The sequence below is a fragment of the Leptothrix mechoopdaensis (SeqCode) genome (assembly GCF_053893855.1).
In genome coordinates this window covers 4,889,774-4,903,699 of the sequence record NZ_CM132699.1, presented here as the reverse complement: position 1 = coordinate 4,903,699, position 13,926 = coordinate 4,889,774, and the positions used below count along the sequence as shown (strand labels likewise).

Below are 13,926 nucleotides of genomic sequence, written 5' to 3'. Positions count from 1 at the left end.
CGCCTTCCGGGGGTGCGGCGCCGATTTACAGTCCGGACCTGATCACGGATCATCGATTCCGTCCTGGCGCGCTACGCGCCCGCCCCTCCCCGCAACGCGATCGCTCACCGTCCCCCTCCGTGGCTGCCGAAACCCTGTCAGAAGCCCCGCAAAGCTCCCTCTCGGGAGTCGCGCGCATCCTGGTCAATGCCGGCAAGCTCAACGCCCGGACGGCCGAGGACATCGCCAAGCTCGCCCGCGACCAGCGCCGCAGCTTCGTGGCCGCCGCGATCGGCGCCAACGCGATGTCGTCCTATGACCTGGCCCACACGCTGTCGCATGCGCTGGCGGTGCCGCTGGTCGACCTGGACGCGGTCGACACCCAGAAGCTGCCGCAGAACCTGGTCGATGCCCGCACGCTGAGCCAGTACCAGGTGCTGGTGCTGGGCAAGCGCGGCAACCGGCTGTTCATCGGCGGCGCCGATCCGACCGACCAGGAGGCGGTCGACCGCATCAAGTTCGCGACCCAGCTGACGCCGGAATGGGTGCTGGTCGAATACGACAAGCTGCTGAAGATCGTCGACGCGAAGAACACCTCGGCCACCGAGGCGCTCGAGAGCATCGTCTCGGGCGACTTCGAGTTCGACGTCGAGGAACAGGACCCGAACGCCAAGCCGGACGAGGACGTCGTCGCCGACGTCGAGGACGCGCCGGTCGTGCGCTTCCTGCAGAAGATGCTGATCGACGCGATCAACATGCGCGCCTCGGACCTGCACTTCGAGCCCTACGAGCAGACCTACCGGGTGCGCTTCCGGATCGACGGCGAGCTGCGCGAGATCACGCAGCCGCCGGTGGCGATCAAGGACAAGCTGGCCTCGCGCATCAAGGTCATCAGCCGGCTGGACATCGCCGAGAAGCGCGTGCCGCAGGACGGCCGCATGAAGCTGAAGTTCGGCAACCGCGCGATCGACTTCCGCATCAGCACGCTGCCCACGCTGTTCGGCGAGAAGATCGTCATCCGGATCCTGGACCCGTCCTCGGCCAAGCTCGGCGTCGACGCGCTGGGCTACGAGCGCGAGGAGAAGGAGCGCCTGATGGGCGCCATCCGCCGGCCCTACGGGATGATCCTCGTCACCGGCCCGACCGGCTCGGGCAAGACGGTGTCGCTCTACACCTGCCTGAACATCCTGAACCAGCCGGGCGTCAACATCTCCACCGTCGAGGATCCGGCCGAAATCAACCTGCCGGGCATCAACCAGGTCAACGTCAACGACAAGGCCGGGATGAACTTCGCCACCGCGCTGAAGGCCTTCCTGCGGCAGGACCCGGACATCATCATGGTCGGCGAGATCCGCGACCTGGAGACCGCCGACATCGCGATCAAGGCGGCGCAGACCGGCCACCTGGTGCTGTCGACGCTGCACACCAACGACGCGCCGACGACGCTGACGCGGCTGCTCAACATGGGCGTGCCGCCGTTCAACATCGCCTCCAGCATCATCCTGATCTCGGCCCAGCGCCTGGCGCGCCGGCTGTGCGAGAACTGCAAGGCCCCGGCCGAATACCCGCGCGAGGCGCTGCTGCGCGCCGGCTACCGGCCCGAGGACGTCGACGGCAGCTGGAAGCCGTACAAGGCGGTCGGCTGCTCGGCCTGCAGCAACGGCTACCGCGGCCGGGTCGGCATCTACCAGGTCATGCCGATCACCGAACAGATCCAGCGGGTGATCCTGGCCGAGGGCACCGCGCTCGACATCGCCGAACAGGCCCTGCGCGACGGCGTGCGCGACCTGCGCCAGTCCGGGCTGGTCAAGGTCCGGCACGGCCACACCACGCTCGAGGAAGTGATCTCGGTGACCAACCAGTGAGGCCCCGTGCCCGCTGACCGCCCACCGCCCCACGCCGCGATGAAGACGACCCGCATGAAGAGGCTCACGGAGTAACGATGGCCACAGCCGCTGCCGCAACAGGCAAGAAGATCAAGGACTTCGTCTTCGAGTGGGAAGGCCGCGACCGCAACGGCAAGGCCGTGCGGGGCGAGATGCGTGCCGGTGGCGAAGCCATGGTCAGCGCCAGCCTGCGGCGTCAGGGCATCCTGGTCACCAAGGTCAAGAAGCGCCGGATCTCGGGCGGCAAGTCGATCAAGGGCAAGGACATCGCCGTCTTCACCCGCCAGCTGGCGACGATGCTGAAGGCCGGCGTGCCGCTGCTGCAGGCCTTCGACATCGTCTCGCGCGGCAGTTCCAACCCGCGCCTGACGCGCATGCTGACCGACATCCGCAGCGACGTGGAGACCGGCACCAGCCTGTCGGGCGCCTTCCGCAAGCACCCGCTGCAGTTCGACGCGCTGTACTGCAATCTGGTCGAGGCCGGCGAGCAGGCCGGCATCCTGGAGACGCTGCTGGAACGCCTGGCGACGTACCAGGAAAAGACCATCGAGCTGCAGAACAAGATCCGCTCGGCGCTGATCTACCCGATCGCCGTGCTGGTGGTCGCCTTCATCGTGATCTCGGTGATCATGATTTTCGTGATCCCGTCGTTCAAGGACATCTTCAAGTCCTTCGGCGCCGACCTGCCGGCACCGACGCTGGCGGTCATCGCGATGTCCGAGTTCTTCGTCGACTACTGGTTCGCGATCTTCGGCGGCATCGGCGGGGCGATCTACATGACGGTGCAGAGCTGGCGCCGGTCCGAGAAGTTCCAGATGGCGGTCGACCGCATGATGCTGAAGGTGCCGATCTTCGGCCCGCTGGTCCACAAGGCGGCGGTGGCGCGCTGGTCGCGCACGCTGTCGACGATGTTCGCCGCGGGCGTGCCGCTGGTCGAGGCGCTCGACTCGGTCGGCGGTGCCGCCGGCAACGCGGTCTTCGCGGCCGCGACCGAGGACATCCAGCGCGACGTCGCCACCGGCGCGGCGCTGACCAGCGCGATGCAGGCCACCCAGGTGTTCCCGAACATGGTGCTGCAGATGAGCTCGATCGGCGAGGAATCCGGCTCGCTCGACCAGATGCTCAGCAAGGTCGCCGACTTCTACGAGCAGGAAGTCGACGAGGCCGTCAAGGGCCTGTCCACGCTGATGGAACCCATCATCATCGTCGTGCTGGGCACCGTCATCGGCGGCATCGTCGTGTCGATGTACCTGCCGATCTTCAAGCTTGGCCAGGTGGTCTGACCCGTCCCCATGATCTTTCCCTCTCAAGACATCTGGCTGTCCGCGCCGGTGATGGCCCTGCTCGGCCTGTGCATCGGCAGTTTTCTCAACGTCGTCGTCCACCGGCTGCCGCCGATGATGGAACGGGCCTGGCTGGCCGATGTGCAGGCGCTGCTGCAGGACCGTCCGACGCTGCAGCGCACGCTCGGCGCGGCGGCCGACGAGGCGGCGCTGGCGCGCTACGGTGCCGCCGGTGAGGCGCTCGGGCAGTCGCTGGAAGCCCTGCCGCCGCTGACGCTGTCGCAGCCGCGTTCGCGCTGCCCCGCCTGCGGCACGACGCTGCGCTGGTTCCACAACATCCCGGTGATCAGCTGGCTCGTGCTGCGGGCCCGTTGCGCGGCCTGCGGCGTGCCGATCTCCGCCCGCTACCCGCTGGTCGAGGCCGGTACGGCGCTGGCCTTCGGTCTGATCGCCGCGACCTTCGGCCCGACCGCGCTGACGGCGGTGTACTGCGTGGCCGCCGCGCTGCTGATCGCGATGGCGCTGATCGACCTCGACACCACGCTGCTGCCCGACAGCCTGACCTACTCGCTGCTCGCCTGGGGGCTGCTGGCCTCCTGGCTGGGCTGGACGCCGGTCAGCCTGGCCGATGCGGCCCTCGGCGTGCTGTGGGGCTACGGCTCGCTGTGGGGCATCACGGCGCTCTATGCGGCGCTGCGCGGCGTGCGTGGCATGGCCGAAGGCGACTTCAAGCTGATGGCCGCGCTGGGCGCGCTCCTGGGCGTGTCGCAGTTGCTGCCGATCATCCTGCTGGCCTCGGCGGTCGGCGCGGCGGTCGGCATCTTCCTGATCGTGGCCCGCAACCACCGCCGCGACGTGCCGATCCCGTTCGGTCCCTACCTGGCCGGCGGCGGCTTCGCGTCGATGTTCTTCGGCGCCCAGCTGATGCGCTGGTGGCTGCCAAACTGATCCCCGCACGGCCGTTGCGCATCGGCCTGACCGGTGGCATCGGCAGCGGCAAGAGCACGGTCGCGGCCATACTGGTCGACAAGGGTGCCTGCCTGGTCGACACCGACGCGCTGGCCCGCGAGCTGACGGCTCCGGGCGGGGCGGCGCTGGCACCGATCGCCGAACGCTTCGGCGCCGACATGATCGGCGCGGATGGCGCGCTGGACCGGACCCGGATGCGCGAACGTGTCTTCGCCGAACCGGCCGCCAAGGTGGCGCTCGAAGCCATCCTGCACCCGATGATCCGGCGCCTGACCCAGGCCCGCGCCGACGCCGGCGCGCCCGGTCAGGTGCGTGTCTTCGACGTGCCGCTGCTGGTCGAGTCCGGCCGCTGGCGCGAGCAGGTCCATCACGTGCTGGTGGTCGACTGCAGCGTCGAGACCCAGGTCGCCCGGGTGATGCAGCGCAACGGCTGGCCCGAGGCGCAGGTGCGCGCGGTGATCGCCGCGCAGGCCAGCCGCGAGGCCCGCCGGGCGGTGGCCGATGCGGTGATCCTCAACGACGGCATCGGGCTGGACGCGCTGCGCGCCGAGGTCGACGCGATCTGGTCGCGCTGGGTCGGCGACTGAGCCCTGGCGGCCCAGCCGGTCCGGCGCGCAAAGCACCGCCCGATCCGGCAAGTATCGAAAAGCCAAGCACGAACGGACCGCCGATGCATGCGGCGCAACCCGCATCACGGCCTTCCTGAACAGAACCCTGTGGAACAATTCCGGCTGCAGCGCGGACCGTCCGCGCCGCCCCCGCCGACGTCCGGAAGCAGCCGCATCGTGTCCACCTTCGAGTACCCGTTCAACGAGAGCGTCCGCACCTGGCTGCGCCTGGAACACCTGCTGACGCGGCTGGCCGAGCTGGTCGCCCGCGCCGGGGTGGTGGACCACCACTACGCGCTGTCGACGCTGTTCGAGATCATGGACGTGACCTCGCGCGCCGACCTCAAGCTCGAACTGCTCCAGGACCTCGAACGCCAGCGCCAGACGCTGGCCGGCTACCGCGGCAATCCGGCGATCTCCGAGGCGGCGCTGGACCGCGCGATCCGCCGCATCGACCTGGCACACCAGCGGCTCGGCCAGACCAGCGGCAAGGCCGGTCAGGCGCTGACCGCCAACGATTTCCTGATGAGCGTGCGCAGCCGCATCGGCATCCCCGGCGGCACCTGTGCCTTCGACCTGCCGGCCTACGCCGCCTGGCAGGCCGAATCGGCCGAGACGCGTCGCGCCGACCTGCAGCGCTGGCTGTCGACGCTGGAGCCGCTGGCGCAGGCCTGCACCGTCGCGCTGGAACTGCTGCGCGAATCCGGTCTGCGCACCGGCCAGCTCGCGCGCGGCGGTCACCTCCAGATGAGCCTGCCGGCCGGCCGCAACTTCCAGCTCGCCCGGATCCACGTGCCCGACGAGCTGGGCATGGTCCCCGAACTGAGCGGCAACCGGCTGATGCTGGTGGTGCGGCTGATGCGCGCCGATGCCGACTGCCGGCTGCGCAACGTCGTCGAGGACGTGGCGCTCGAGGTCTCGCTCTGCGCCTGATCAACACGCGCCGCCCGGCACCGACAATCCGGCGCAGACCATGAACACGCCCACGCCCCCCACCCCTGCCGCCGCCGGGCCGACCGTGCCCTGCCCGACCTGCCGTCGCCCGACCCTCTACCGCCGCGACAACCCGTACCGGCCGTTCTGCGGCGAACGCTGCAAGCAGATCGACATGGGCGCCTGGGCGGCCGAGGACTACCGGGTCGAGGCCCCGCCGCCGAAGGCGGAAGACGCGCCCGACTGAGCCTCGGCCGGCGCCTTCAGGCCGGCGACTTCAAGCCAGAAAGGTCAGTCCGCGTGGGTCGGCCCGACCTGGCCACGTTCCTCGGCCAGCCACTGCAGCACCGGGATCGTGCCCGGCAGGACCGGGCGGACATCGACCGGCAGACGCTGCCAGGCCATCGTCTGGGCCTCGCGCATCTGGAACTCGCCAGTCCAGTCGAACACCTTGCAGAAGTGCAGCCGGACCCGCGCGTGCGGGTAGTCGACCTCGATCTCGCGCCACGCATGGGCCGCGCCGATGTCGATGCCGATCTCCTCGTGCAGCTCGCGGCGCAAGGCCTGCTCGACGCTCTCACCGGCTTCGAGCTTGCCGCCCGGGAACTCCCAGTAGCCGGCGTAGACCTTGCCGGCCGGACGCGAGGTCAGCAGGAAACGGCCTTCGCCGCCATCGGCCTCGCGCTCGATCAGCACGCCCACGGCGACATGCACCGGCTCGCGCGCCGGCAACCCTTCGGCGCCGGGGGCGACCAGCGGCGGGGTGGCGTCACGGTCCTTCGACATCGACGGCACGGGCCTCAGGCCGCCGGGTTGCCGCGGATGTAGTCGCCGATCGGCACATGGGCCGGCATGGCGGCCTCACCGTCGCGCTCGCGGCCGGCATGGTCGCGGGCGAACTGGAAGGCGACACGGCCCGAGCGCGAGCCACGTTCCAGCGCCCAGACCAGCGCCTCGTGCTTCGCGGCCTCGATGGCCTGTTCGTCCAGCCCGAAATGGCGCAGCCACTGCGCCACGATCGCCAGGTACTCGCGCTGGCTGAACGGGTAGAAGCTGATCCACAGGCCGAAGCGCTCGGACAGCGAGACCTTCTCCTCGACCGCCTCGCCCGGGTGCAGCTCGCCGTCTTCCGTGTAGGTCGACTCGAGGTTGTCCTTCATGCGCTCGGGCAGCAGGTGGCGGCGGTTGCTGGTCGCGTAGATCAGCACGTTGTCGCTGGCCTGCGCGACGGTGCCGTCCAGGATCGACTTCAGCGCCTTGTAGCCCGGCTCGCCCTCGTCGAAGCTGAGGTCGTCGCAGTAGATGATGAACCGCTCGCTGCGTTCGGCGACCAGGTCGACCAGGTCGGGCAGGTCGGTGAGATCCGCCTTGTCGACCTCGATCAGGCGCAGCCCCTGCGGCGCGAACTCGTTCAGGCAGGCCTTGATCAGCGAACTCTTGCCGGTGCCGCGCGCGCCGGTCAGCAGCACGTTGTTGGCCGGCCGGCCATGCACGAACTGCTCGGTGTTGCGGCGCAGGCGCTCCTTCTGCGTGTCGACCTCCTGCAGCGCGGACAGCTTCATCGCCCCGACATGGCGCACCGGCTCGATGACGCCACTGGCGCCCCGCTTGCGGTAGCGGAAGGCGATCGACGCGGACCAGTCGGGCGCCCGGGCCGGCGCCGGCAGGATGGCTTCGAGACGGCCGAGCAGGGCTTCGGCGCGGGCGATCAGTTGGGTGACGTCGGTCATGGAACGAGCAGGTGCAGCGTCGCCTCAAGGTGTTCGGTCGGGCTGCGCTTGAAGCCCGAGCGGGCGTAGCGCTGCAGGCGGCCCAGCACGAAGGCGACCAGGGCGGAGGCCTGCGCGCTGGCGTCCACCGTCGGGGTCAGCGAGCCGCGGGCATCGGCTGCCGCGCGCAGGCTGATGCGCAGTTGCGACTCGACGCGGTCGAAGAACTGGTTCATGCGCACGATCAGGCGCTCGTGTTCGTAGACCAGCGCGTCGCCCACCATCACGCGGGTCATGCCCGGGTTCTTCTCGGCGAACTGCAGCAGCAGCGTCAGGCTGCGGGCGACCTGCAGGCGCGGGTCGCTCTCGCGTTCCTGCACCTGGTTGAGCAGCGTGAAGACAGTCTGCTCGATGAAGTCGATCAGGCCCTCGAACATCTGCGCCTTGCTGGCGAAGTGGCGGTAGAGGGCGGCCTCGCTGAATTCGAGCCGGGCGGCCAGTGCGGCCGTCGTGATGCGCTCGGCGCCGGGCTGTTCGAGCATGCCGGCGAGGGTCTGCAGGATCTGGATGCGCCGCTCGCCGGGCTTGGGCCGCTTGCGGGTCGGCGCGGCCTCGGCAGCGGTGTCGCCGCCGTCGGGCAGGGTCTCGTCGTCCAGCAGGGTGGGGTTCATTCAGGTCTCCGAGACGCTTGTCCTGATGCGGTGCAAGGCTGGCAGGGCGCGGATTCTGTCACAGACAAATGTGGGCTTCCGGCGCAGTCCGAGGCCCGCTTCGGGTCCGTGCGCGCCACTGCCGCGGGGGTGCAGCCAGCGCTGCATCCAGACCGTGTGCAGGCCCACCGAACGGGCCGATTTCTGGTGCACCAGCGTGTCCTCGACCAGCACGCAGCGCGACGGCGGCACGCGCAGCTTGACGCACAGCGCGCGGAACATGCGGGCATCGGGCTTGGGCCGCCAGTGGCCGAACATGCGCATCTGCTCGATCGCGATGACGCCGTCGAACAGCCGGCGCATCCCCAGCGCGGCGAGCACCCGCTCGGCATAGGCGCGCGGCGAGTTGGTCAGGATCAGCTTGCGCCCCGGCAGCCGGGCCAGCGCGGCCAGGTCGTGCGGATGGGCGCGCAGCTGCGACTCCAGCCCGGGCAGCCGGTGGGTGTCGCGCAGGAAATGCGGCGCCTGCACGCCGTGGTGGCGGATCAGGCCCAGCATGGTCGCGCCGTAGCGGGCCCAGTAGTGGCCGCGCAGGCGGTCGGCCTCGGCGCGGTCGACCGCCAGCTCGCGCATGATGAAGTCGGTCATCGCCGCGTTGATGCCGCGAAAGGCCGGGCCGGCGTCGTGCAGCGTGTGGTCCAGGTCGAACAGCCAGACCGGCGCGCGGCGGCCGCGCTGGGACGCGGTCACCGGGCCCGGATCATGGTGCCGAAGGCCTGGTCGGTCAGGATCTCCAGCAGCAGCACATGCGGCACGCGGCCGTCGACGATGTGGACCGCGTTGACGCCGCTCTTGGCCGCGTCCAGCGCGCCGGCGATCTTGGGCAGCATGCCGCCGCTGATGGTGCCGTCGGCGAACAGCTCGTCGATGCGGCGCGCGGTCAGGTCGGTCAGCAGCTCGCCGGACTTGTCCAGCACGCCCTTGATGTTGGTGAGCATCACCAGCTTCTCGGCCTTCAGCACCTCGGCGAGCTTGCTGGCGACCAGGTCGGCGTTGATGTTGTAGCTCTCGTTGTGCTCGCCGAAGCCGATCGGGCTGATGACGGGGATGAAGGCGTCGTCCTGCAGCGCCTTGACCACGCTCGGGTCGATCGACTCGATCTCGCCGACCTGGCCGACGTCGTGTTCCTTGCTCGGATCGTCGCGGTCGGCCAGGCGCATCTTGCGGGCCCGGATCATGGCGCCGTCGCGGCCGGTCAGGCCCACGGCCTTGCCGCCGGCGGCGTTGATCAGGCCGACGATGTCCTGCTGGACCTCGCCGCCGAGCACCCACTCGACCACCTCCATGGTCTCCTCGTCGGTGACGCGCATGCCCTGGATGAAGGTGCCCTTCTTGCCCAGGCGGTTGAGCGCCTCGTCGATCTGCGGACCGCCGCCGTGCACGACGATCGGGTTCATGCCCACCAGCTTCAGCAGCACGATGTCCTCGGCGAAGTCGGCCTGCAGCGCCGGGTCGGTCATGGCGTTGCCGCCGTACTTGATGACCAGCGTCTTGCCGTGGAACTTGCGGATGTAGGGCAGCGCCTGGGCCAGGATCTCGGCCTTGTCGCGCGCGGGCACATGGCTCAGGTCGACGGTGGTGGACGGCGGGGTGGCGGGGGTCGTCATGGCGGGCTCCGGATGCGGCGTGGGGCGTCGGTTCGGGCCGGCGGGGCCGGCTGGATCGACGCGGATTCTAGGGACACGTTCCGCCAGCCCAACCGTGGTTCAATCGCGCCGAGCAGCCCGTTTCCGGAGACCGCCATGACCCTGCCGAACACCCTGCGCCGACGCCTCGGGCGCACCGCGCTGGCCACCGTGCTGGTGGGCGTCATCGCCGGCCTGGCCGGTCCGGCACGGGCCCAGACCCACGCCGGCGAAGTCGTGCGGGTCGACAAGGGCCAGGCCAAGGTCACGATCAAGCATGGTCCCATCGCCGAGCTGAACCTGCCGGCGATGGCGATGGCCTACCGCGTCAGCGACGCCCAGTGGCTCGACCAGCTCAAGAACGGCGACCGCGTCCGCTTCGATGCCGACAAGGTCGGCGGCCTCTACACCGTCACCCGGTTGACCGTGGTGCGCTGAAATCCCTGCGCCGCGCTGGGAGACCATCCGGCTTTCATGTTTCGACGGCACAGTCCGCCGATCGTGAAACACCCCCGGCCCCACACCCCATCACGCGCTGCTTCGACCCGGCTGCCGCTGGCCTTGAGCCTGGCCTTGGGCCTGGTGTTTCCGGGCGTCCAGGCCCAGGACACCGCCGCCGATCCGCCCGGCCGCGAGAAGCCCCGCGAGTTCCTCGACACGCTGGCCGATACCGCGCTGGTGGCCGATCGCGACGCGATCTACCGCCGCAACGGGCTGCGCCGCGAGGTCGATCTCGGCCCGGGCCTGAGCGCCGCGCTCGACGTCGTGCCGCCGTCCTTCCTCGACAACCCGCGCGGCACACCCGGCCAGGCCGGCAGCGACGGCCGCGTGATCCAGCTGAGCAGCCGCCAGCCGAGCTACGGCTTCGACCTCGGCTACGAACGGCCCGCCACCGGACGCACCACCCGCGTCGGCGCGCAATGGCGGCTGGGCGAGTCGCATGAGCTCTACCTGATGCAACGCGACCGCAGCATCCAGGTGTCGGACCTGCCGCAGACCCCGGTGACGCAGCTCGGCCGGCGTGACCGCGAGCTGGGCTGGCGCTGGACCTCGGCGCCCGCAGCGCCACCGGCGCCGAGCGGGCAAGGCGAGCCCGCCACCAGCGCCCCGGGCTGGCGCTGGTCCAGCGAACTGGGTGTGCACGATGCCCGGCTGTCGCCCGAACCCGGTTCGCGCCTGGCGCCGGTGACCAGCGGCTCGATGGCGTTCTGGCGGGGCCGCCTCGAACCCGCCGAGCCCAGCGGCCTGGGCCTGGTCGCCCGACTGGGCCAGCCGATCGGCGTGCAGGAAGGCACCGTGCCGGAACACGCGGCCAAGGTCGCCGAGGTCGGCGCCGACTGGCGCTGGACCTCGCCCGACGGCCTGCTGCCGGCCGGCAGCCGGGCGTCCTGGCGACTCGCGCCACGCCTCGGTCTGGCCGGCGACGAGGACGCGATGACGCTGCCGGCCGCCTACCAGCAGCGCATCGGCCTGGAGGTGCCCGACGGCAGCGGGCGCGGTGCCGTCTGGTCGCAGCTGCGGCGCCACAGCCTGGCCGATCCGGCCGACACGCTGGGCGTCGTCGGCTGGCGTCGCAACTGGACCCCGGCGCCGCGCTGGGGCCTGGACACGCAGCTCGAACAGGCCGTGCCGCTGGCCGGCAGCACGCCGGTGCGGGCCAGCCAGGCGGGCTTCCGGCTGTCGACCAGCCGCTTCCCGCAGTACTCGTTCTCGACCGCGATGACCGTGATCGATTCGAGCGTCACCGACAGCGCGTACCACGAGACCCGCCTGACCCGGCGTCTGGCCGACGACTGGTTGAGCGCCCTGCGCCTGACCGCCGACCGCAGCCAGCCGCACGGCTCGGCCGGGCTGGGCACCAGCAACTACAAGCTCGCCGTCTCGCTGGGCTGGCGCGAACCGCAGGAACGGGCGCTGAACCTGCTGAGCCGCGTGACCTGGGCCGGCAAGGAAGTCGATGCCGGCGCCGAGAACGCCGCCGCCGGCAGCGCCGATCGGCGCGCGCTGATCTGGCTGGGCCATGCGGCCTACGTGATCGACGCCCACCACAGCGCGGCCTTGCGGCTGTCGCGCCGGGTCGACCGCGACGAGCTGCGCACCGACGCCGCCAGCGGCGAGATCCAGCCGCGCCGCACCGACATCTGGATCGCCCGCTGGACCTGGGAAGAGAGTCGCCGCGGCGAGCAGCGCTGGAGCCTGAGCGCCCACCTCGCCGGCCGCCGCGACACGCTGGACAAGCCGGCCACCGGCTACGGCGCCGAGGTCGGCTACCGCCTCAGCAGCAAGGCCACGGTGGCGCTGGGCTACAACCCGCGCGGCTGGTCCGACAACGAGATCACCGTCGAGGAACGCCCGCGCCAGGGCGTCTCGCTGCGGCTGCGCTTCTCGATCGAGGGCGCACTCGGACGCTGGCTGGATGCCGGCCGGGAAGATGCCGGCCCGACCGGTCAGTCACTCGGCCCTTCACTCGGCCATTCACTCGTCCAGTCGCTCGATCAGTCGCTCGATCAGCTGCCCAGGTAACGCCGTTCGAGGTGCGCCCGGTAGTGCGCCGGGTTGAGCGCCTCGCCGCTCGCGCGCACCGCCAGCTCGGGCGTCTCCCAGCGCGAAGCCTGGTGCCAGACCCGGTCGCGCAGCCAGTCGAACACCGGTGCGAAGTCGCCGGCGCCGATGCGGTCGTCCAGATCCGGCGTGGCCCGGCGCATCGCCGCGAACCACTGCGCCGCGAACATCGCGCCGAGCGTGTAGCAGGGGAAGTAGCCGAAGGCGCCGCTGGGCCAGTGCACGTCCTGCATCGCACCGTCGCGGTAGTTGCCACGCGTGTCCTGGCCCAGGTAGGCGGCCATCTTCTCGTCCCACAGCGCGGGGATGTCCTCGACCGCCAGACCGCCCTCGATCAGCGCCTGCTCGATCTCGAACCGCAGGATCACGTGGGCCGGGTAGGTCACCTCGTCGGCGTCGACCCGGATCAGGCCGGGCCGCACCCGCGTGACCAGCCGTGCGAGGTTGTCGCTCGCGAAGGCCGGCTGTTCGCCGAAATGGCGCGCCAGCAGCGGGGCCATCTGGGCGACGAAACCGGGGTGCGCGCCCAGCTGCATCTCGAAGGACAGGCTCTGGCTCTCGTGGATGCCGTAGCTGCGGGCTCGGGCGATCGGCTGGCCCAGCCAGCGGCGCGGCAGGTTCTGCTCGTAGCGCGCATGGCCGGTCTCGTGGACGGTGCCCATCAGCGCCTGCTGCAGGTCGTCGTCGAGGTAGCGGGTCGTCAGGCGCACGTCCTCGGGCACGCCGCCGGAGAACGGGTGGGTGCTCTCGTCGAGCCGGCCGCCGCCGAAGTCGAAGCCGAGCCGGCCCATGACCTCCAGCGACAGCGCCTTCTGCGCGCGCCGGTCGAACGGGCCCTGCGGCTGCAGCACCGGCGGCTCGGCCGCCTGGCGCGCCTGCACGTCGCGGATCAGGCCCGGCAGCCAGGTCTTCAGGTCGCCGAAGACGCGGCCGACCTCGGCGCTGGTCATGCCGGGTTCGTAGCGGTCCATCAGCGCGTCGTAGGGCGACAGGCCGGTGGCGTCCGACAGGTGCTGCGCCTCCTCGCGGGCCACCTGCAGCACGGGGCGGAAGTTCTCGACGAAGCCGGCCCAGTCGTTGGCCGGACGCTGGCTGCGCCAGGCGTGTTCGCAGCGTGCGGTGGCCAGCGTGCGGCGTTCGACCAGCGCGGCCGGCAGGGCGTTGCTGGCGCGCCAGTCGCGCCGCATCTCGCGCAGGTTGGCGCGTTGCCAGTCGTCCAGCGGCTCTTGGTCGGCCCGTTCCAGCAGCGCCGTCAGCGCCGGGTCGGTGCGCTGCGCGTGCAGCAGCGCGTCCAGCTCGGCCATCGCGGCGGCGCGGGCCTCTTTGCCCTTGGGCGGCATGTTGGCGGCCTGGTCCCAGCCGACCATCGCGCCGAGGTGCTCCAGCCGGTACAGCCGGGCGTGGCGTCGTTCGAGTTCGGCGTAGGCCGGCTGGCGGGACGGGTCCGCCTCCGGGGCGGCGGGGGTGTCGTTCAAGGACATGGTTCACCTGGGGCCGGGTTGGGTGGCCGACGAATCTAACTGAACGAGGCGGCGACGCGGCACCCGGTCCGGCGCCATCGGCGTGGAGGCGGCAGTCACTTCACGTAAGATGTCAGATGACTTACGAATAGCCTGAGCCGCATCCCGAACCTCACGTCTGGACCCCACCCGATGAGCCGAC

At 70.7% G+C, this 13,926-nt stretch carries 14 protein-coding genes; 8 read left to right on the top strand and 6 right to left on the bottom strand.

Translation table 11 applies throughout. The features are described 5' to 3' along the window. The first annotated feature begins 119 nt into the window (after positions 1-119). From pilB to ACWA7K_RS21410, 6 genes are all read left to right on the top strand, one after another. On the top strand, positions 120-1,844 hold the full coding sequence (gene pilB, locus ACWA7K_RS21435) for a type IV-A pilus assembly ATPase PilB (RefSeq protein WP_456164125.1): 1,725 nt from the start codon (positions 120-122) through the stop codon (positions 1,842-1,844). A 77-nt stretch (positions 1,845-1,921) separates the two neighbouring features. Continuing rightward, a complete protein-coding gene (locus ACWA7K_RS21430; RefSeq protein WP_456164123.1) occupies positions 1,922-3,148 on the top strand; it encodes a type II secretion system F family protein in 1,227 nt (408 codons plus the stop codon). Positions 3,149-3,157: 9 nt separating this feature from the next. After that, positions 3,158-4,096: a prepilin peptidase gene (locus ACWA7K_RS21425; protein WP_456164121.1), complete on the top strand. Its 939-nt coding sequence runs from the start codon at positions 3,158-3,160 to the stop codon at positions 4,094-4,096. Then, complete coding sequence (gene coaE / locus ACWA7K_RS21420) at positions 4,081-4,704, top strand: dephospho-CoA kinase (RefSeq protein WP_456164119.1); 624 nt, start codon at positions 4,081-4,083, stop codon at positions 4,702-4,704. Before ACWA7K_RS21425 ends, coaE begins: the two co-directional genes overlap by 16 nt. A gap of 198 nt (positions 4,705-4,902) precedes the next feature. Further along, entirely contained in the window at positions 4,903-5,658 is a 756-nt protein-coding gene (gene zapD, locus ACWA7K_RS21415) for a cell division protein ZapD (protein ID WP_456164117.1), read from the top strand. Between the two features lie 40 nt (positions 5,659-5,698). Further along, the gene (locus tag ACWA7K_RS21410) at positions 5,699-5,905 is read left to right on the top strand and encodes a DNA gyrase inhibitor YacG (protein ID WP_456164115.1); all 207 of its coding nucleotides are present in this window, start codon (positions 5,699-5,701) and stop codon (positions 5,903-5,905) included. A 44-nt stretch (positions 5,906-5,949) separates the two neighbouring features. Here ACWA7K_RS21410 and ACWA7K_RS21405 read toward each other — a convergent pair whose 3' ends face one another. The 5 genes from ACWA7K_RS21405 to argB are packed head-to-tail and all read right to left on the bottom strand — an operon-like array spanning position 5,950 to position 9,684. Then, entirely contained in the window at positions 5,950-6,444 is a 495-nt protein-coding gene (locus ACWA7K_RS21405) for an NUDIX domain-containing protein (RefSeq protein WP_456164113.1), read from the bottom strand. 14 nt (positions 6,445-6,458) lie between these two features. Further along, positions 6,459-7,388 carry an ATP-binding protein gene (locus ACWA7K_RS21400; protein WP_456164111.1) on the bottom strand — a complete coding sequence of 310 codons (930 nt, stop codon included), beginning with the start codon at positions 7,386-7,388 and terminating at the stop codon, positions 6,459-6,461. Further along, entirely contained in the window at positions 7,385-8,038 is a 654-nt protein-coding gene (slmA, locus tag ACWA7K_RS21395; RefSeq protein ID WP_456164109.1) for a nucleoid occlusion factor SlmA, read from the bottom strand. Before slmA ends, ACWA7K_RS21400 begins: the two co-directional genes overlap by 4 nt. After that, positions 8,039-8,767 carry an HAD-IA family hydrolase gene (locus tag ACWA7K_RS21390; protein WP_456164107.1) on the bottom strand — a complete coding sequence of 243 codons (729 nt, stop codon included), beginning with the start codon at positions 8,765-8,767 and terminating at the stop codon, positions 8,039-8,041. Beyond that, complete coding sequence (gene argB, locus ACWA7K_RS21385; protein ID WP_456164106.1) at positions 8,764-9,684, bottom strand: acetylglutamate kinase; 921 nt, start codon at positions 9,682-9,684, stop codon at positions 8,764-8,766. Before argB ends, ACWA7K_RS21390 begins: the two co-directional genes overlap by 4 nt. Before the next feature lie 135 nt (positions 9,685-9,819). Between argB and ACWA7K_RS21380 the strand changes: the two genes are divergently transcribed. Then, positions 9,820-10,140 (top strand): copper-binding protein, encoded by a 321-nt coding sequence (locus ACWA7K_RS21380; RefSeq protein WP_456164104.1) that lies wholly within the window; start codon positions 9,820-9,822, stop codon positions 10,138-10,140. Between the two features lie 63 nt (positions 10,141-10,203). Beyond that, a complete protein-coding gene (locus ACWA7K_RS21375) occupies positions 10,204-12,225 on the top strand; it encodes a hypothetical protein (protein WP_456210261.1) in 2,022 nt (673 codons plus the stop codon). On the opposite strand, the gene ACWA7K_RS21370 is transcribed toward ACWA7K_RS21375, so the two are convergent. Continuing rightward, on the bottom strand, positions 12,210-13,745 hold the full coding sequence (locus tag ACWA7K_RS21370) for a carboxypeptidase M32 (protein WP_456210259.1): 1,536 nt from the start codon (positions 13,743-13,745) through the stop codon (positions 12,210-12,212). The genes ACWA7K_RS21375 and ACWA7K_RS21370 overlap by 16 nt on opposite strands. Positions 13,746-13,926: the final 181 nt, after the last annotated feature.